This window comes from Limnobaculum parvum (assembly GCF_003096015.2).
Taxonomy (GTDB): domain Bacteria; phylum Pseudomonadota; class Gammaproteobacteria; order Enterobacterales; family Enterobacteriaceae; genus Limnobaculum; species Limnobaculum parvum.
The window spans coordinates 3,173,182-3,193,949 of record NZ_CP029185.2; the positions used below are offsets into that span (position 1 = coordinate 3,173,182).

At 48.0% G+C, this 20,768-nt stretch carries 14 protein-coding genes and 1 pseudogene; 2 read left to right on the top strand and 13 right to left on the bottom strand.

Annotation, left to right across the window (positions count from 1 at the left end; translation table 11 throughout):
• Positions 1–160 precede the first annotated feature (160 nt).
• From mtgA to HYN51_RS13240, 4 genes are all read right to left on the bottom strand, one after another.
• Positions 161–877 (bottom strand): monofunctional biosynthetic peptidoglycan transglycosylase, encoded by a 717-nt coding sequence (gene mtgA, locus HYN51_RS13225; RefSeq protein ID WP_108900451.1) that lies wholly within the window; start codon positions 875–877, stop codon positions 161–163.
• Entirely contained in the window at positions 874–1,527 is a 654-nt protein-coding gene (gene elbB / locus HYN51_RS13230; RefSeq protein WP_108900452.1) for an isoprenoid biosynthesis glyoxalase ElbB, read from the bottom strand. Before elbB ends, mtgA begins: the two co-directional genes overlap by 4 nt.
• Positions 1,528–1,699: 172 nt before the next feature.
• On the bottom strand, positions 1,700–4,030 hold the full coding sequence (gene arcB / locus HYN51_RS13235) for an aerobic respiration two-component sensor histidine kinase ArcB (protein WP_108900453.1): 2,331 nt from the start codon (positions 4,028–4,030) through the stop codon (positions 1,700–1,702).
• 343 nt (positions 4,031–4,373) lie between these two features.
• Positions 4,374–5,300, bottom strand: coding sequence for a TIGR01212 family radical SAM protein (locus HYN51_RS13240; protein ID WP_108900454.1), 927 nt, complete (start codon positions 5,298–5,300; stop codon positions 4,374–4,376).
• 720 nt (positions 5,301–6,020) lie between these two features.
• Between HYN51_RS13240 and gltB the strand changes: the two are divergent.
• Both gltB and HYN51_RS13250 read left to right on the top strand, forming a co-directional pair.
• A pseudogene (gene gltB / locus HYN51_RS13245) lies at positions 6,021–10,483 on the top strand (glutamate synthase large subunit).
• 14 nt (positions 10,484–10,497) lie between these two features.
• The gene (locus HYN51_RS13250; RefSeq protein WP_108900455.1) at positions 10,498–11,916 is read left to right on the top strand and encodes a glutamate synthase small subunit; all 1,419 of its coding nucleotides are present in this window, start codon (positions 10,498–10,500) and stop codon (positions 11,914–11,916) included.
• A gap of 114 nt (positions 11,917–12,030) precedes the next feature.
• Here HYN51_RS13250 and sspB read toward each other — a convergent pair whose 3' ends face one another.
• The 9 genes from sspB to citF all read right to left on the bottom strand — a co-directional run bounded on the left by sspB (position 12,031) and on the right by citF (position 20,754).
• Positions 12,031–12,531 (bottom strand): ClpXP protease specificity-enhancing factor, encoded by a 501-nt coding sequence (gene sspB, locus HYN51_RS13255; protein ID WP_108902071.1) that lies wholly within the window; start codon positions 12,529–12,531, stop codon positions 12,031–12,033.
• A 5-nt stretch (positions 12,532–12,536) separates the two neighbouring features.
• Positions 12,537–13,178, bottom strand: a complete 642-nt coding sequence (gene sspA / locus HYN51_RS13260) for a stringent starvation protein SspA (protein WP_108900456.1) — start codon at positions 13,176–13,178, stop codon at positions 12,537–12,539.
• Between the two features lie 318 nt (positions 13,179–13,496).
• Positions 13,497–13,889: a 30S ribosomal protein S9 gene (rpsI, locus tag HYN51_RS13265; protein WP_029097064.1), complete on the bottom strand. Its 393-nt coding sequence runs from the start codon at positions 13,887–13,889 to the stop codon at positions 13,497–13,499.
• Positions 13,890–13,904: 15 nt separating this feature from the next.
• The gene (rplM, locus tag HYN51_RS13270) at positions 13,905–14,333 is read right to left on the bottom strand and encodes a 50S ribosomal protein L13 (protein WP_108900457.1); all 429 of its coding nucleotides are present in this window, start codon (positions 14,331–14,333) and stop codon (positions 13,905–13,907) included.
• Between the two features lie 321 nt (positions 14,334–14,654).
• Positions 14,655–16,088: an anion permease gene (locus HYN51_RS13280; RefSeq protein WP_108900458.1), complete on the bottom strand. Its 1,434-nt coding sequence runs from the start codon at positions 16,086–16,088 to the stop codon at positions 14,655–14,657.
• 494 nt (positions 16,089–16,582) lie between these two features.
• Positions 16,583–17,728 (bottom strand): 2-methylaconitate cis-trans isomerase PrpF family protein, encoded by a 1,146-nt coding sequence (locus tag HYN51_RS13285; RefSeq protein WP_108900459.1) that lies wholly within the window; start codon positions 17,726–17,728, stop codon positions 16,583–16,585.
• A 21-nt stretch (positions 17,729–17,749) separates the two neighbouring features.
• Positions 17,750–18,667, bottom strand: coding sequence for a triphosphoribosyl-dephospho-CoA synthase CitG (gene citG, locus HYN51_RS13290; RefSeq protein ID WP_230513979.1), 918 nt, complete (start codon positions 18,665–18,667; stop codon positions 17,750–17,752).
• On the bottom strand, positions 18,660–19,190 hold the full coding sequence (gene citX, locus HYN51_RS13295) for a citrate lyase holo-[acyl-carrier protein] synthase (protein ID WP_108900460.1): 531 nt from the start codon (positions 19,188–19,190) through the stop codon (positions 18,660–18,662). Before citX ends, citG begins: the two co-directional genes overlap by 8 nt.
• A gap of 7 nt (positions 19,191–19,197) precedes the next feature.
• Positions 19,198–20,754, bottom strand: coding sequence for a citrate lyase subunit alpha (citF, locus tag HYN51_RS13300; protein ID WP_108900461.1), 1,557 nt, complete (start codon positions 20,752–20,754; stop codon positions 19,198–19,200).
• Positions 20,755–20,768: the final 14 nt, after the last annotated feature.

Below are 20,768 nucleotides of genomic sequence, written 5' to 3' on the forward strand. Positions count from 1 at the left end.
TTTTCAGCAGTAATTTGTCAGGCTCAGAGGATATCTCTGAATTGAGACTGCTGATAAACCAAATAAATCAGCACCAATGAATATTCCGACCGTAAAACAATGTGCTTATATTTGCACGGTAAACGGTCGGTACTCAGCTATGGAGCGCGCTGGGCCCACATTACCAGTCCAGCGTTCCCATTCCCAACTGCCTCATTTGGCGTAATATCCAGTTTTGCCGCTGAATCACATAGCCAGAAGGTTTATTTGCTTTAAAACGTATGGGATTAGGCAAAACGGCAGCCAGCCTTGCCGATTCGGAAGGGGTCAGATTTTTGGCCGATTTACCAAAGTAACGTTGTGCCGCTTCTTCAACGCCAAAGACGCCCTCACCAAACTCGGCGACGTTCAGATAAACTGTCAGGATACGGCGTTTAGTCCACGCCAGTTCCATGCCAACGGTCAATCCAGCTTCTAGCCCTTTACGTAACCAACTGCGACCATTCCATAAGAACAGATTTTTAGCCGTTTGCTGAGAAATGGTTGAAGCGCCGCGAATGCGGTTAGGTTTACGTTCATTATGGCTAAATGCTGAAGCGATGGCATTCATATCAAAGCCCCAGTGATTAGGAAACTTTTGATCTTCCGAAGCAATCACCGCCAGCGCCATATGGGGAGAGATATCATCCATCGATACCCACGTTTGATGAGCTACATAGGAGAAATTACCCGTCAGCCAAGCGCCCAGTTGCTTCTCTACCATTACAGCCGAAAATGGCACCGGTAAAAAAGCAAAGATAATGATCCCCGCCCCCCACATCAGTAAAACAGCCTTAACGCATCGTTTTAACCAAAACAGCGGGCGCCCCATCATTTTTGAAGGGGCGGATTTCTTCATGCGCTCAACACCAACACTCGGGCCACCAACTTTTCGATCCCCAGAGCGGCTTCACTGATACGCTGTGCCAGCATATAGGCGGGTGTAGTGACCACTTTTTGTTCTTCATCCACCACGATATCATCAACCGGGCAAGTAATGTGTTCACCGCCCATAGCATCTACCACTTCTGCGGTATCAATGTCGTTACCGATGGTCAACCTAACCGGGACGCCCAGCATTTTTGGTAACAATACCGGAGCAATACAAATAAATCCCATTGGCTTACCCGCTTTATGCATCGCTTTAACTAGGCGGGTCAGGTCTTGATTGATTTCACATTCAGCACCACGAGAGGCAAAGTTACTCAGGTTTTTTGCTGCACCAAAACCACCCGGTACAATCAGTGCATCAAACAGCGCGGCATCAGCCTGAGACAACGGCTGAACTTTACCTCTGGCAATACGTGCAGATTCAGTTAGCACATTGCGGCTCTCGGTGGCTGGTTTCCCCGTAAAATGGTTGATGACATCGGACTGAGGCTGGTCGGGAGCAAAACAGGTCACCTCAGCATCGGCACGATCTAATGCTAATAGGGTTAATACTGACTCATTGATTTCTGCCCCATCTAAAAAACCGCATCCACTTAATACAACGGCAACCCGTTTCATCAATCACTTCTCCCATTAAACTGATCTGGTTATTAATTTACCGATTATCGGAGCTACATTCGGGACTACATTTGGCACGACATTCCGTACTACAAATTTACCTGTAGCCATAAGCAACAACGCGGCAAACCTTTCGGTTTCGCCGCATTAAAATCATTTATATTGAAACCTGTTAGCGTTTTTCCTGGGCCTCAACCCAAGTGCGTAATACCTGAACATCATTACGCCATTCCAGCTTCAGTTCATCAATCCACTCTTCCACGTTATCCCACCATGCTGGCAACGTTGGCGTTTGAATTTGGCGCGCTAATTGTTGAAGATGTTTCAACCCAACGGATCCCGAAGCCCCTTTAATTTTGTGTGCTTCTTCGGCGATACCTTTTTCATCTTTAGCCGTCATATTAGACTCAAGCACTGCCAAATAGCCCGGCATCACTTGTTCATACATAGTCAAACCATCAAGAATAAGCTGTGGGCCAACTAACTCCATATACTGCTCTAACATGGTTAAATCGAGTATAGACTCATTGGGCTTCATCGCACCTTGCTCCTGTAGTTTAGGTAACATTTTTAGTTGAGCACTTCCGATTTTTTTGATGACTACCATTAACTCCGGCACCGAAAGCGGTTTACTGAGTACATCATCCATCCCTGAGTTCAGATATTCTTGTTTATCCTTTAACACGTTTGCGGTTAGCGCCACTAACGGTGGGAACTCTTCGGGCGCATAGTTCTTTCTGATCTGCTGGGCAATATCAAAACCGGTCATATCCGGCAATTGGATATCCAACAACAGCAAATCGAACTCTCCTGGTTTAAACTTCTCCAGCGCTTCCGTACCTGTCATCGCAACACTAACAGTATGCCCAAGTTTTTCCAACACTGAACGGGCAACAATCACATTCAGCTCAATATCTTCTACCAATAATACCCTTAAAGAAGCTGAAGGTAACTCTTCTTTCTGTGGCGTCTCTTTTTCTACTGCCGATGCGTTAATAAATACAGTAAAGACAGTGCCTCTTCCCACTTCACTCCTGACAAAGATATCGCCCCCCATCGCCTGAGCCAGACGCAGAGATACCGCCAATCCAATCCCCGTACCGGTCGCCGGGCGACCACCGTGTTTGCTAGCGACTTGATAATACATGGCAAAAATCTTATCGATCTCTTCTTGTGGAATACCGATACCGGAATCTTCCACTTCAAAATAGAAGTGATTCTCCCCTTCACGACGCGCCCGTACAATAACTCCGCCCTGAGAGGTAAACTTCACCGCATTACCAATCAGGTTCCACAGAATCTGTCTCAGGCGGGTTCCATCCGTTATGATAAAGGCGGGTAGGTTATCGCCATATTCCAGCGTAAAACTCAGGCCTTTCGGCTCAACCAGCAGCCCAGACAGGTTTTCTAAATCAGAAAGGAAATTCAACAAATCCAACGGGGCCATTTCCAACTGGGTTTTACGCCGCTCAATTTTATCCAACTCGATAACGTCGTTAAAGATATACCCCAGCGTGGTAGCGCTAACATAGATGGTACGTAAGTATTTCAGTTGCTCGGCGTTTAACTCGGTATCCAGCAGAATACGGCTAAGTCCGACAATGCCATTTAACGGCGTTCTCAATTCATGGCTGATGGTAGAAATGAAGGTTGTTTTATCCCGACTCGCTTTTTCTAATGCATCCTGATAACGCTTGCGCTCCGTGATATCCCGACCAAACCCCATCAGGCCATGACGTTTACCGTCTAATGCATAGAAAGGAACTTTACGCACTTCAAAGCATGCCTTGCGACCATCCGGATAAACCAACCACTGCTCATAAGTCAGAGAAACATTATGGCGAAACACTTTATCATCTGTTTCGATGACTTTTTCTGCCACTTCACTGTTATAAATATCTCCCGGGCTCAAACCAATTAACTGTTTCTCACTGCGGCCGGTCAGTAATTCCATTGCCCGATTACAGCCGGAAAAACGGCCTTCTTCATCTCGGTAATACACTAGGTCAGGAGACGAATCTAAAAACGAGCGCAAGAATACTGACTGCTGCTCATACTCAATCTGTGCCTGCTGTCGCTGGGCGATCTCGATTTGTAACTCCTCTATCGCCCGCTCTCTGGCCTCTTCCGCCTTTATCCGCTCGCCAATTTCCTGATTCAGACGCTCGATATTATTCTGTAGTTTATGATTGAGTTCTAAATCGCGCGCGCGCATATCTTCCAGCGTTTCAACCAGTTTAGCTAAACGCTGACGAGAGTCTTCCAGTTGTTCAACGACGATTGAGAGAAAATAGACGGCCCAAGGAGTAACTAGCAAACCGAAGAAAATAGAGCGAATAATATCAATGCGTTCTATTTCACCATGCAGCGCTGCGGTTACCGAGATCTGCACGGTAAAAGCCAGAACAATAATGATCGACGCTAAAAGAAGAGAGAAGCGTATCAGGCCTAACTTCACCATGACATCAACGTAATACTGGGCTAATTTCCGCAGTTGCTTCATTGTGACTCCCAAGATTTTTTTATCACCGAAATCATACCGTAAACCGGGGATAAATAGCGAAAAATGCAGTTAAATCAAATAATGCATTAATTTCATATTGATAACAAAGTTAATCGGAAAGAGACACCGCTGACAAACTTAATCAACCAGCAACGGCACATATTCCAGCCGGGCACACGAGTAATATAGGTATTTGGCTTTTACGGTCGGAATGTCCGCTAAAATTAAAATAGACGATGTTATCTGCAACGCATCAGTACCAAGCAAGTATCATGAATAAACATTTAAAGCATATGCCATAACACTCGACATCAACATAAAACTTTACCGGGCGACTCCGTCGCTAGCCGCGAGGAATAAAGCGTTGCCCCAGGGCCGACCCCTGATTCCCCATTTCAATCAGATATTTCTCAATCGCATTCATCGCCATCCAGCGACTTTCGCACCACAGCGGCGCTAACAGGGTCGGACGCCGCGCCGTAGCTGAAATCCGGTGATAAATAATATCGACCGGCGTATGGCGGATCATTTCACCGGCCCGCTGTACGTATTCATCTTGTTCCAGCGCCGTCAGACGATCGGCTTGCCATGCTTTTGCCATAGTGCTACCAGCGACAATATGCAAAGGATGCAGCTTTAAACCATCGGTACCCGTTTCCGCCACTCTGGCAACCGTCTCTAAATTGTCATTCATTCTTTCACCCGGCAATCCAGCAATCAGGTGAGTACACACTTTGATTCCTCGACGCCGGGCAGCGATAGCCGTTGCCTGATAACAGGCAAAATCATGACCACGATTAATTTTTTTCAAGGTTTTATCATGAGCACTTTGTAGCCCTAACTCCAGCCACACCTCATACCCTTGATGATAATAGCCTGACAGCAAATCCAATACTGGCTCAGATACGCAGTCAGGGCGAGTGCCAACGCAGATACCAACAATATCCGCCTGTGACAGCGCTTGTTGATACATATCACGCAACAGACAAATCTCTGCATAGGTACTGGTGTAGGCCTGAAAATAGGCCAGATAACGGTTAGCACGGTTTGCCTTCTTGGCCTGACGTGCCAACTGTTCTGCAATACTCTGATGTTGTTGCGCCTCATCAGAAAACGAAGCGACATTACAGAAAGTACATCCTCCTCTGCCCACCGTCCCGTCACGGTTAGGACAACTGAACCCGCCATGCAGCGTCAGCTTATGAATTTTTTCGCCATAGCGTTGCTGTAAGTCAGCGCCAAACATATTGATATGTCGATTCAGTTGCATGATTAATCACATGTTTTAGAAGGATATTCATTATTCTCCCGAGAGAGAAAAGGCCACCAGCCTACGCTGAATTCTCTCGTAACGAGGTGATAAAGATCAAATCAGTTAAGCCATGCGCAGTGAATTAATACCGATATAAGCCAAAATGAAGAACGTCAGCATTTTATAATTTCTTTTTATACTGATACTCAACCAGCCAGTAACATAAACTCAACAAACAACGCAATTAAATACTAAAGATAATTTAAAAACCGACATATAGCACCAGAATATAGAGTATCAGGAGATGATGAACATAATGACGACCCTATAGCACAGTGACTTAGCTCACATTTTATTGTTACTGAAAAACAAAACCTTTATCTCAAATAGGTTATAAATTTATTTAAATTCAATATGATAAAAGGAAAAACATACAATAGTGCGTTGTACGCTGCATATTTGACCTGAATTCTCGTTGTATATTAAGTTGGTTAAGCGCCATTCTTAAGGGTCTAAGGAATAGATTCTGCTATCCAAATAACAGTGGCGTTATGTATGCAGAGCGTTACCCATAGCGCTGACCATACATCCCTCTCTGGACTGGAAAAATATAATTAACGGATATAGCAGATAGCGTGGTTATTAACACGAGTAGAAGAGTGCCCGCTATCTACCGGACCGGCAGCAAACTATAACAACATCAGAAATACACACATGGGGTAACTGGAGAGCAACATCATGCTATACGACGCGTCGAAAGAACGTGACAACTGTGGTTTTGGCCTTATCGCCCATATAGAAGGCGAGCCGAGTCATAAAGTCGTCAGAACGGCTATTCATGGTCTGTCACGCATGCAGCATCGCGGCGCGATATTATCGGATGGTAAAACCGGCGATGGGTGCGGACTATTACTACAAAAGCCTGACCGCTTCTTTCGTCTGGTGGCGGAAGAACAAGGCTGGCGGCTGGCAAAAAACTATGCCGTCGGCATGCTGTTTTTAAGTCAGGATGCCGAAGAGGCTGAGGCCAGCCGTAAAATTGTCGAAGAAGAGCTTCAACGCGAAACCCTTTCGATTATTGGCTGGCGAGTCGTACCAACCAATCCAGATATGCTGGGGGAAATTGCGCTCTCTTCCCTACCGCGTATTGAGCAAATTTTTGTTAACGCCCCCGCAGGCTGGCGCTCATTAGATATGGAACGCCGTCTATTTATGGCGCGCCGCCGTATCGAAAAACGGGTGGAAGACGAGACCTTCTACGTCTGTAGCCTGTCGAACGTGGTCAGCATCTATAAAGGGCTGTGTATGCCCGTTGACCTACCACGTTTTTATCTCGATCTGGCGGACTTACGGCTAGAATCCTCCATTTGTTTGTTCCACCAGCGCTTCTCCACCAATACGGTTCCCCGCTGGCAGTTGGCACAACCGTTCCGCTATCTGGCGCACAACGGTGAAATCAATACCATCACCGGCAACCGCCAATGGGCCAGAGCGCGCTCCTATAAATTTAGAACGCCGTTGATTCCTGACTTACAGGATGCCGCGCCATTCGTTAATGAAACTGGTTCAGACTCCAGCTCGCTGGACAATATGCTGGAGCTATTTCTAAGCGGTGGGATGGACCTGATTCGGGCCATGCGCTTGCTGGTTCCACCGGCATGGCAAAACAATCCAGATATGGATGAAGAGCTACGCGCCTTCTTCGACTTTAACTCCATGCATATGGAACCTTGGGATGGCCCGGCAGGTATCGTGATGTCCGATGGGCGCTATGCGGCCTGTAACCTAGATCGTAACGGCCTGCGCCCTGCTCGTTATGTCATCACCAAAGATAAGCTGATTACCTGTGCCTCCGAAGTCGGTATCTGGGATTACCAACCGGATGAAGTGGTTGAAAAGGGTCGCGTTGGCCCCGGTGAACTGATGGTGATCGATACCCGTACCGGCAGGATTCTGCGTACCAATGAAACCGACAATGATCTAAAGAGTCGTCACCCTTACCTAAGCTGGATGAGCAAAAACGTTCGACGCTTAACGCCATTTGAAGATCTGCCGGACGATCGGGTCGGTAGCCGCGAAATGGATGACGCTCTGCTGGAAACCTACCAGAAGCAGTTCGCCTACAGCAATGAAGAGCTGGAGCAAGTGATCCGCGTCATTGGCGAAAATGGTCAGGAAGCGACTGGCTCTATGGGAGATGATACCCCGTTTGCCGTGCTCTCCAGCAAGCCTCGAGTTATTTACGACTACTTCCGCCAGCAGTTTGCTCAGGTGACAAACCCACCTATCGACCCACTGCGCGAAGCTCACGTTATGTCACTAGCCACCAATATTGGCCGCGAAATGAACGTGTTTTGCGAAGCGGAAGGTCAGGCCCACCGCTTGAGCTTTACTTCTCCGGTATTGCTGTACTCAGATTTTGTTCAGCTCACAACGCTGAAAGAAGAATATTACCGGGCCGATACCGTTGATATCACCTACTGTCCAGACAAAATGGACCTGCATGCAGCCGTTATTGCCATGTGTGATGAAGCAGAGAAGAAGGTGCGTCAGGGCACGGTACTGGTGGTGTTGTCCGATCGCAATATTGCGCCGGATCGTTTACCGATACCGGCTCCGATGGCGGTGGGTGCACTACAAACCCGCCTAGTGGAATCAAACCTGCGCTGCGACGCCAACATTATTGTTGAAACCGCTAGCGCCCGGGATCCACATCACTTTGCCGTGCTGCTAGGTTTTGGTGCCACTGCCATCTACCCTTATCTGGCTTATGAAACCCTTGCCAGAATGGTAGAGAGCGGCATTATCGAGAAGCCACAGCGCCGGGTGATGCTGAATTATCGCAATGGCATCAATAAGGGGCTGTATAAGATTATGTCCAAAATGGGCATCTCTACCGTTGCCTCTTATCGTTGTTCTCAACTGTTTGAAGCGGTTGGCTTGCATGCTGAGTTGACAGCCCTCTGTTTTAAAGGGGTTACCAGCCGCATCGGCGGTGCCCACTTCAGTGATTTCCAGCAAGACCTGCTCAACCTATCTAAACGGGCATGGCTGATACGTAAGCCGCTGGATCAGGGGGGTTACTGAAGTTTGTTCACGGCGGTGAGTATCATGCTTACAACCCAGACGTGGTTTCTACATTGCAGGCTGCGGTGAAATCCGGCGACTATGACGACTATAAGCTGTACGCCGATCTGGTGAACAAGCGCCCGGTAACCACCCTGCGTGATTTGCTGGCGTTGAAACAACTGGATAAATCTCAGGCCATTGCTATTGATGAGGTAGAACCCGCAGAATCGCTGTTCACCCGCTTTGATACCGCTGCAATGTCTATCGGTGCGCTGAGTCCCGATGCCCATGAGTCACTGGCTATTGCCATGAACACCATCGGCGGTAAGTCTAACTCCGGCGAAGGTGGCGAAGATCCGGTGCGTTACGGCACCAATAAAGTTTCACGCATCAAACAGGTGGCCTCCGGTCGTTTTGGCGTTACCCCAGCCTATCTGGTCAATGCCGATGTGATCCAAATTAAGGTGGCGCAGGGAGCAAAACCGGGAGAAGGTGGTCAGCTACCAGGCGATAAAGTTACCCCTTATATTGCCAAACTGCGCTATTCCGTTCCTGGTGTAACCCTGATATCTCCGCCACCACATCATGATATCTACTCTATCGAAGATTTAGCCCAGCTGATTTTCGACCTCAAGCAGGTCAATCATAACGCCATGATCTCGGTGAAACTGGTTTCTGAACCGGGTGTAGGCACCATCGCCACTGGCGTTGCTAAAGCCTATGCTGACTTAATTACCATTGCCGGTTACGACGGCGGCACCGGAGCCAGTCCATTAAGCTCGGTGAAATATGCCGGAAGTCCGTGGGAATTAGGTCTGGCGGAAACGCAGCAAGCACTAGTGGCTAACGGCCTGCGCCATAAGATCCGCCTACAGGTGGATGGCGGACTGAAAACCGGTTTAGATATTGTCAAAGCGGCAATCCTTGGCGCTGAAAGCTTCGGTTTTGGTACTGGCCCAATGGTGGCATTAGGCTGTAAATATCTGCGTATCTGCCATCTGAACAACTGCGCTACTGGCGTTGCCACGCAGGATGAAAAGCTGCGTGCCGACCACTATCACGGCCTGCCGGAGCGAGTGATTAACTATTTTAATTTTATCGCTCACGAAACCCGTCTGATTATGGCCGAACTGGGCATTGCACAACTGACCGACCTGATTGGACGTACCGATTTATTAACGGAACTGGATGGCTTCTCCGCTAAACAGCAGCGACTGGATCTCTCCGGCTTGCTGCACTGTGCCCAGCCACATCCTGGCAAAGCGCTATTCTGCACCGAGAACAACCCACCGTTTGATAAAGGCATTCTGAATCAGACCATCCTGACTCAGGCAGAACCTTACATGCAGGCTAAACAGAGCAAATCGTTCTACTTTGATATCCGCAATACCGATCGCTCGGTTGGTGCTGCGCTGTCCGGCGCTATCGCCGAGAAACATGGGGATCAGGGGCTGGCTGGCGATCCTATCAAAGTTCACTTTAACGGTACTGCCGGACAAAGTTTTGGCGTGTGGAATGCCGGAGGTGTTGAACTAACCCTGACCGGCGACGCCAACGACTATGTGGGTAAAGGCATGGCCGGAGGCACGATTATTATTCGCCCTCCGGTAGGCTCCGCTTTCCGTGGGCATGAAGCGTCAATTATCGGCAATACCTGCTTGTACGGTGCCACCGGCGGTAAGCTGTTTGCCGCCGGTCGAGCTGGTGAACGTTTTGCCGTGCGTAACTCTGGTGCCATTACCGTGGTGGAAGGCATCGGTGATAATGGCTGTGAATACATGACCGGCGGCATTGTTTGTGTTCTCGGTCGCACCGGTATCAACTTTGGTGCAGGTATGACCGGCGGTTTCGCTTATGTACTGGACGAAGACAACGAGTTCCGTAAACGGGTTAACCCTGAACTGGTTGAAGTGTTGGAAGTTGATGCGTTAGCCATCCACGAAGAGCATCTACGTGGATTGTTAACCGAACATATCCAGAACACCGGTTCCGCCAGAGCAGAAGAGATTCTGGCAAACTGGTCCGTGTGGGCAACGAAATTTGTCTTGATCAAACCAAAATCCAGCGATATCAAAGCACTGCTCGGCCATCGTAGCCGTTCCAGCGCTGAGTTGCGGATTCAGGCGCAGTAAGAGGAAGGTAAACCATGAGCGAAAATGTCTATCAATTTATCGACCTGCAGCGTGTTGATCCGCCGAAAAAACCGCTAAATATCCGGAAGATTCAGTTTGTTGAAATCTACGAACCCTTTCTGGATACGCAGGCCAAAGCACAGGCCGACCGTTGTCTCTCCTGCGGTAACCCTTATTGTGAATGGAAATGTCCGGTACATAACTACATTCCTAACTGGCTGAAGCTGGCCAATGAAGGACGAATAATGGAGGCGGCAGATCTGGCTCATCAAACGAATAGCCTGCCGGAAGTGTGTGGTCGCGTCTGCCCGCAGGATCGCCTGTGCGAGGGTTCCTGTACCCTAAACGATGAGTTTGGTGCCGTCACCATCGGTAATATTGAGCGCTATATCACCGATAAAGCGCTGGAGATGGGCTGGAAACCCGATATGTCACAGGTTAAATCTACCGGCAAGAAAGTGGCGATTATCGGTGCCGGTCCCGCAGGATTAGCCTGTGCCGATGTGCTGACGCGTAATGGTGTACAGGCGGTGGTTTTCGATCGCCACCCGGAAATCGGGGGATTGCTAACGTTTGGTATCCCCTCTTTCAAACTGGATAAAGAGGTGATGGTGAAACGTCGCCAAATCTTTACCGAAATGGGGATCGAGTTTCGCCTGAATACTGAAGTTGGTAAGGATATTTCCGTTGAGCAATTGCTGGCAGAGTATGACAGCGTATTTCTTGGTGTGGGCACCTATCAGTCCATGTCCGGCAACTTACCGAATGAACAGGCCAACGGCGTGTATAACGCCCTGCCTTATCTAATTGCCAATACCAAACATATCATGGGCTACACCGCCAGCCGTGATGAACCCTATATCAATCTGGAAGGTAAGCGCGTGGTAGTACTTGGCGGTGGTGATACCGCGATGGACTGTGTCAGAACCGCTATTCGTCAGGGTGCGACTCAGGTGACCTGTGCCTATCGCCGGGATGAAGAGAACATGCCAGGCTCGCGGCGTGAAGTGAAAAATGCCCGTGAAGAAGGTGTCGAATTCCAATTTAACTTGCAACCAATCAGCATTGAAGTGAATGCCGCCGGTCAGGTTAACGGTGTGAAAGTGGTTCGCACTGAACTGGGGGCTCCGGATGCCAAAGGCCGTCGAAATCCGCAAGTGGTAGAGGGTTCAGAACATACACTGAATGCCGATGCCGTCATCATGGCTTTCGGCTTCAAACCACACAGTATGCCGTGGTTAACGGAACAGCGCGTTAATGTTGATAAGCAGGGCCGAATTACCGCGCCGGATGACAGCGAAATGCCTTACCAAACCAGCAATAGTAAAATATTTGCCGGTGGTGATGCAGTGCGCGGTTCCGACTTGGTTGTGACGGCCATTGCCGAAGGGCGTAAAGCGGCGGATGGGATTATGACGTTTTTGGGGGTTTAACTGAAATAGCGTAATGTGACCATGGGTCGCATTACGCTTTACGATGATATTCTTCAAACACAAGAAAGGCGGAGTCATCTCCGCCTTTCTTATTTTACGATAAAATCTGTACCTTTATTTCACTACTCTCAACGCAGGACGACCGCGTGGAGGTTGAGGTGGCTCATCATCACCCGGACCGTTATCAGAAACTTCAGGTTCTTCATCTGATACCAGATGGATCCCCGTTTCTGACTTGTCGCTGTCGGTCTCATCGTTATCCTGATAAGCGAATGCGGATTCCAGATATTCTGGTTCCGGATCAAACATGGTACCTGCTCCATTCTCTCTGGCATAAATCGCCAGCACCGCAGCCATGGGTACATGAACCTGACGTGGAATGCCGCCAAAGCGAGCATTAAAACGAATATCATCGTTTCCCAGTTCCAAATGACCCACCGCATGAGGAGCAATATTCAAAATTATCTGACCGTCACGGGCAAATTCCATTGGAACAGAAATTCCTGGGACAGAAACATCCACAACCAAATGGGGAGTGAGCTGGTTATCCAGTAACCAGTCATAAAAAGCCCGTAACAGATAGGGGCGACGCGGAGTCATCTGTGTAGGCTCCATCACCCTTACCCCCGCATTTGCAGGCGCATTTCGCGCTCAGATTCGGTTAAGGAAGCGAGGAATGCTTCACGTTCAAATACGCGATTCATGTACAGCTTAATTTCTTTTGCACCAGCACCAGACAGTTCAATACCCAACTGAGGTAAACGCCATAGCAGCGGGGCCAGATAGCAATCAACTAGGCTGAACTCTTCGCTCATAAAATAAGGCGCGTCGTTAAACACAGGCGCAATGGCTAACAACTCTTCACGCAGTTGCTTACGGGCTGATTCAGCCTCTGAAGCACTACCAGTCAGGATAGTATTCAACAGTGAATACCAGTCTTGCTCAATCCGATGCATCATCAGGCGGCTGGTTCCACGCGCGACAGGATACACTGGCATTAATGGAGGATGAGGAAAACGCTCATCTAAGTACTCCATAATGATGTGAGATTTGTACAGCGTCAGCTCACGATCAACCAGAGTAGGAACAGAACCATAAGGATTAAGATCGATTAAATCCTGCGGCAGGTTATCCATGTCGACCTGCTCGATCTCGACGCTCACGCCCTTTTCAGCAAGAACAATACGTACTTGATGACTGAAAATATCTGTAGGGCCGGAAAATAGCGTCATGACCGAACGTTTATTGGCAGCGACAGCCATGAAAACCTCCAAGTTTCTCAAAATAATGACCAGAAATGGGCAGCCGTCGGACACGACAACTCCCCTAATTTTGTGCTTTCAGCTATGGATTATCTTCCTACAAGGTGTATGACCTTAATCGATAAGCATACGAAGCGCCGGCTATTCTAGCAGATTTTAGCCATCTTGATCAGACGTCAGTGATGATTTATTCAACATTCTTTGTAGGGGGTTTAAAACCCTACAAAATAACAGTGAAATTTCTTTTTGTTTGGCCCATAAAAAAACCCGGTATAAACCGGGCTTTTAACATTAAGCATCTGCCCAAAGGGCAAACAATTAACGCTTGGAGAACTGTGGACGACGACGTGCTTTACGCAGACCGACTTTCTTACGTTCAACCTTACGAGCATCACGAGTAACAAAACCTGCTTTACGCAGTTCTGCACGAAGTGATTCGTCGTATTCCATCAGTGCACGAGTAATACCGTGACGGATAGCACCAGCTTGACCAGAAATACCACCACCTTTAACAGTGATGTACAGGTCAAATTTACCAACCATATCGACCAGTTCTAACGGCTGACGAACTACCATGCGGGCAGTTTCACGGCCAAAATACTGATCCAGGCTACGCTGGTTAATTACGATATTACCGCTACCCGGCTTGATAAAGACGCGAGCGGAAGAGCTTTTGCGGCGACCAGTGCCGTAGTATTGATTCTCTGCCATTGCCTATAATCCCGATTAAATGTCCAGAACTTGCGGTTGTTGTGCCGCATGGTTGTGCTCGTTGCCTGCGTAAACTTTCAGTTTACGATACATAGCACGACCCAGCGGGCCCTTAGGCAGCATGCCTTTAACCGCGATTTCAATCACACGCTCAGGGTGGCGGGCAATCATCTCTTCAAAGGTCGCTTGCTTGATACCACCGATGAAACCAGTGTGGTGATAGTAAATCTTGTCAGTACGCTTGTTGCCGGTTACAGCAACTTTCTCTGCGTTCAGAACAATGATGTAATCACCAGTATCAACGTGCGGAGTATATTCCGCTTTATGCTTGCCGCGCAGACGACGAGCCAGTTCAGTAGCAAGACGGCCCAGCGTTTTGCCAGTTGCATCTACAACATACCAGTCACGTTTTACTGTTTCTGGTTTAGCTGAAAAAGTTTTCATTTAAATAACTTACCCAATATAAAGTTACACACGTTGGTGAACACCAAAACGTTAAAAACATTGTTGAGGCTCACGCGACCAATCGAGTCCAGCAAACCTACCCCTTCGAGCAGTTAAATGCCGGCACCATTAAAGTTTTTGGGAAAAAAAACTTTGTTGTAACGTGGGGTCGCAAGATTATAGAGAAGTCGCCCTCAAAGGTCGACCTGTTTTTACAGCTAAACTTACATTATTCACGATTAATGGTACAAAAAATTAGCCCGCAGTCTGTGCCGCGGGCTAAACAATGGAAGGATGTTAACTCTTGATCAACTGACGGACTTAAATAATGCCCATGCTGATTAGCAGTTCCCACCAGCCAAGGCCTATCGTCATATGAACAAACAGGCTCAGGAAGGCAATCACACCACCAATAATCCACCATGAACGAATGTCGTTATAACCCGCACCGAACACGATTGGAGCCGCCGCGCCTCCGTAATGGGTCAAACTACCGCCGTAAGCATTAGAAAACAATAATCCTAATGCTAATAGCATTGGAGGAGCACCAGCCACCATACCAACGGTCGCAAATACCGGCACCATTGCTGCAACATAAGCGCCACCAGAGGCAAACAGATAACGAATAGCGACGCTGATAAACATAATCACAAACAGCGCCAGCATGGCATTATCGCCAAAATTGAGGTTGTCACCCATTACGGTTGCTAACCACTTAAAGAAGCCCGCTTTAGTTAGAACGCCGGACATTCCTATTATGCCACCGTACCAAATCAGCGTATTCCAGCCGCCTTTGCTCTTCAACACATCATCCCAGGTTACGACACCGAGAATCAACGTAATCGCCATAACGCAAATCGCTACAGTTGCCGCATCGATATCAACAAAATCCGCACAAATCCAGCCAACCAACGCTAATACGAAGATCACACCCAACAATTTTTCACGCAAAGTCATCGGGCCAAGTTTTTCTAAGCCTTCCTTTGCAATTTCTTTGTTGTTAACTTTTTTCAGCTCTGGAGGATACATCTTATAAATAAGATAAGGTGTTAATGCCAGCATGATGATACCAGGTACCGACGCGGCCAGTGCCCACCCAGCCCAGCTTAGCTGGATGTGTAGGATATCGGCCATCATCGCTAATGCCAGCGCGTTGGGAGCCATTGCGGTGAGGAACATATAGCTGGTGGTTTTGGTCACCATATACACGTTAACCATCAGATAGTGACCGGCTTTACGCGGACTGTCATTAGGATCGGAACCCAGAGCAACGGCGACGCTGTTAATAATTGGGAACACTATACCGCCAGCACGTGCCGTATTAGACGGTGTTGCAGGTGAAATAAACAGATCTAGAATAGCCGTAACGTAACCCAACCCTAACGTTGTGCCACCTAACTTACCAATTAAAATATAGGAAATACGCTTTCCTAAACCGGTAATAACAAAAGCACCGCTAAGGGTAAATGCAGCAAACACTAGCCATGTGGTACCTGATGAGTAGCCTTTTAGCACATCACCAATACCCAACTTCTCTCCCCCCATAACGCCAACGACTACGGTGGTTGCCGCAATGGTCGCTAACAGGATTACGGGTTCAGAATAAGGTTTTAACACTAGGCCAACAATCGCCGCCAAGTAGAGACCAAATAATATCCATGCTATCAATGGTAACCCTGCCGGCGTCGGAATTAACGCAATGACGATGGGAATGGCTATTAATAGCAATAGCTTCCACATTTTTTCTTTACTCATTACTCTCAATCTCCTTAAGATAAAAACAAAATAAGGGTCGTGCTTACATCAATAGAAATAAGCATCAGATCTGTTTATAAAAATCGACGAACTGCTTTTAGTACTTTCTTATTTATTGTTATCGACCTGTTATTCTCGACATAGTCGTCGGTGGAATTATCTAACCTTCGCAAATAAACACAGTAGCTGGAGGAAAACACACTCTCATCAATTGCGTCAGATAATGCGTTAAACCAAATAATAATTATGTGACGCAGACTAAATTGAAGTTATAAATTTAATGTTTTTAATTACCCTTTTAATTCTTATTAACTTTATATTGTTAACTATTCATATGAATAAAATAACCCACAAAGAAAAAATGGCACTTACCAAGGAATAATAAGTACCAAGATAGAGAAACAAATAGGAAATTTAATTATGACCTATTCGAATCTATATATTTTCTCATTGTTATTGCTTAATTCATCAAGAATATAAAAGATGATTTATTATTAATTAAATTCGATATCGCCCCTCATCAACACCCGGGCAGTTCGATATACCGTTCCATTTAATACCTTCAGTTCACCGTTCTGTTTTTCTACTTCTGCGCTGACCGATAAGACTCCGCTGCAATGACCGATATTCAACTCATCTTTTTCACTACAGTTCCCGGCTATTTCATAGACCAGCGTTCCCGGGATTTTAGCCGCTACGCCAATACAAACACCGCCAGTAATGGCCAGTACCGGGTGCAGTTTTCCCATAGACAGCATTCTGGCCTGAATATCGATGGCGTTGGCTGTCACCACTTGACCGGACAGACTGGTATAGCCCATCGGTGGTGCAATAAAGCAGAACTTTGGTACCGCCTGACTATTGTGCTTAGCATCATTCATATCTTTCGCCAGCCCGATCAGTACCGCCGCCGCCTCACGAATAGCTAGCATTCGGTCTAAGAGCTTAACATTACAGTCTATTTCAGTCGGCAATTCATTGCCGGTAAGACCTAAATCAGCGGCTCTGACAAATACTAGCGGGTTTGCTGCATCGACAATGGTAATTTCCGTTGGCCCATAACCGGGTACCTCGATCACATCCTTAGGCTGCCCTGTTGGCAGTAATTTTCCCGTTACTGCACCGCCGGGAGAAAGAAAGTCCAACTGGATGCGAGCACCGGTACCGGGCACACCGGAAATAGAGAAATCACCGTTATATACCACTTTCCCTGCTTTGACTGGCACATGGGAAACGATAGTTTTTTGGGTATTAGTATTGAAGATTTTAACTTTGGTTAGCGGTTCAGTGATCTCATCCACCAGTCCATTTTCAATGGCAAATGGACCTACCGCAGAAGAGATATTGCCGCAGTTTCCTTTACGATCGACTGCATTAGTCGCCGTTTCAACCTGACAAAAGGTGTAATTGACACTGTTCTTCTCACCAGCGCGCTTTCCTACGATCATGGCTTTACTGGTAGTTGATGTTCCACCACCCATGCCGTTAATCTGACGCCCTGAAGGATCGCTGCTGCCATAAATGCGGCACAACAGCTTGTCCTGTTCTGAAACGTCTGGAGGAAGAGAGTCCTCCACAAAACAGCCAGCTTTACTGGTTCCCCCGCGCATCCAGAAGCAGGGAATGGTACGACTTTCCACAATAAACTCCTCCAGCGATGATTAATTAATATTCTTGCTATGGGATTCAGGAAATTGAGCTAGAAACCAGGTCACAATCAGCAAATCTGCGCTGCCACCGGGGCTTAAATTTCGCTCAATGCACTGCCGATCGAACGCTTTTAGTTTGGTGATGTAATCCGTTTGCATAACCCCCCCCTCGGCTAGAAACTGTTGTGCCGTTTGCTGCAGCCAGCGTAAACCTTCTGGCCCGCCGCGGGAGGCGACGTTGGTATCACCATTTACCGCCATCAGGCTCAGTAATGCTTGTAATAAGGCTCGCTGCGGGTCAATTCCCTGAGCTATCAAACATTGATAAACCGGTAATGAAATGGTCAACACTGACTGGAAACCCGATTCAGCTTCACCGCGAGCACCAGACAGCCCATACTGGCGATAGAGCCGCTGGCCCGCTGTCAGCGCCTGATTATTCTGCTCCAGTTCACGCATCACCATGCCGTGACTCATGGCAGCCACTTCATGACATAAACTTTTTTGAGTAACCGCTTTCTGATTTGAAACCAGCCTTCCCATCGCTGTTGCCAGTAATCCCAGTGAGAAAATCGTGCCTTTATGGGTATTTACGCCGGATGTAGCTTTATACATCGATGCTTCACACGCCATCCCCAACGGCCGTAAACCGTACAGAATGTCGCTGCTGGGTTGCATATGGGTACTCATGCCGTATTCGATGAAATAAGGAATCCAAACCCGAATAGCTTCTGCGCTGCGGTAAAAATCCGTCAGGTCCATATCTTTATGTGCGCCGTTATTACGCATATCGACTAGACCGGGTTTAGGCGTCAAATTGACTTCGTTAAGCATGGCACTGTTGGCCAATTGGCTGCAGCGTACTACCCAAGGTAGCTTATTGAGTTCCAGACGATGAGCGGCATTCGCCGAATCCATTGAGTTAAACATGACTGATTAAATCCTCCATCGCCTGATGCAACGCCAGTACAGAATGGGTACGTTCACGGGCGCAAATTCGCGCATCGCGGGAGCAGAGAAAACACGGTCTTGGCTCCATCCCCATCGATTGCCGGGAGATAATGCCTTCGCTGCCGATCACATCGATATCCCATAGGCGGCCAACCGCATTTCGCTCTTCACTTTCTACACAAGCACGTTTAACCACTCTGGCGTCATTGCTGATTGCCAGCAGCCCTTCCGGGCCGGTAGGCAACCCAAAAACGGCCTTATCAACAACATGCCACTTCTGCTGCTGACATAGCTTATCCAACGTTTGCCAAGCCAGGTTGAAGGCTTGACGTACTACCGTGCTGTCTTTAATTTCACCCGGAACCACAACGGTTAATGAAATCAGCGTGGTTTGATATTGGGCTAACCAGAGCTGTTGCCGTTCCTGACGGGCCTCTCTGCTCAACAAAATCTCTTCCAGCGTGACTTTATGATAACTCGCCTGTTCCGGGAGAATATTCATCGCACGGTTACTCTTTTATCTGATTAATAACATCAATCACTGAACCATCACGATAGCGAACCACCGCCACCACCCGATCGGTAAACTCAATTGGCTTTGGTTTACCGGTTAGCACTAATGCACGCTGGTAAAGATCATGAATGCTAATGATCTCCATGCCAGCTTTCTGTAACCGTTCTGCCAGTTCGGGGCGTGCAGGGTTAACCGCAATACCGTGGTCGGTAACCAGAATGTCAATACTGCTTCCTGGTGTGATCAGGGTTGTCACCTGCTCAACGATGGTTGGAATACGACCTCGCACTAGCGGTGCCACAATGATGGATAGCTTGGAAGCGGCTGCCGTATCACAGTGTCCACCGGATGCCCCGCGCAATACGCCATCGGAACCGGTGAGTACGTTAATATTGAACTGGGTATCGATTTCCAAAGCACTAAGAACCACCACATCCAGATGGTCGACAGAAGCGCCTTTGGAGGTGAAGTTGGCATATTGGTTCGCGCTGATTTCAACGTGATTTGGATTACGGGCCAGTGACGCGGCCGCACCGCTATCAAAGCTCTGTACATCCAGCAGTTTTTCGATAAGCCCCTTCTCGTGCAGGTCAACCATGGCCGCCGTAATTCCGCCTAAAGCAAAACCGGCGGTAATTTTCTGGCTACGCATTTTGTTTTCCAGAAAACGCACTACCGCCAGTGAAGCGCCACCGGTACCGGTTTGCATCGAAAAACCCTGTTTGAAATAGCCAGAATTAATAATCACTTCAGCCGCTCGGCGGGCAATCAATAGTTCGCGCGGGTTAGTGGTCATACGGGTCGCATCCGCACCAATTTTACCCGCATCACCGACGCGATCGACCTGTACAATCAGATCCACTTGGTCCTGACAAATACTCAGCGGATGGTGAGGATAGGGCAAGATATCCTCCGTCAGCAGCACCACGGTTTTGGCGTGTTCGGCATCAACGCGGGCATAGCCCAATGAACCACAGCAGGCTTTGCCAGTAAAGCCATTGGCATTACCAAACTCATCACATGCTGGAACGCCTAGGAAAGCCACATCGATGCTTAACTCGCCGGACTCCACCAAATTGACACGACCACCATGAGAGTGAACCTGAACCGGCTCTCTCAATAAACCACGGGAGATCTCTTCCGCCAGTGGCCCGCGAAGGCCAGAAGTGTAGATTCGGGTCACCACACCATTACGGATATGTTCAATCAACGGAGAGTGACAATCAGCCAATGAACTGGAAGCCAGCGTCAGGTTTTTGAACCCCATGGCGGCAATCTGTGCCATCACCAAATTGACGGTTAAATCCCCGCCGCGAAAAGCATGGTGGAAGGAGATAGTCATACCATCCTGCAAACCGGAACGGCGAACCGCATCTTCCAGCGAATTGCAGATTTTCTTATCTCTTGGCTTTTTTGATTGCAAATTAGCCTTAGAGATATCGCGGAAAGGCGACAGTTGCAGCGGTGGTTTAGCGCCAGATTCTTCATCAAAGTCATTCAATTGCTGAAGCAGGCTATTACATAAATTCGTTACACGTTGTTGGCGAGCCATTATTATTCACCTCA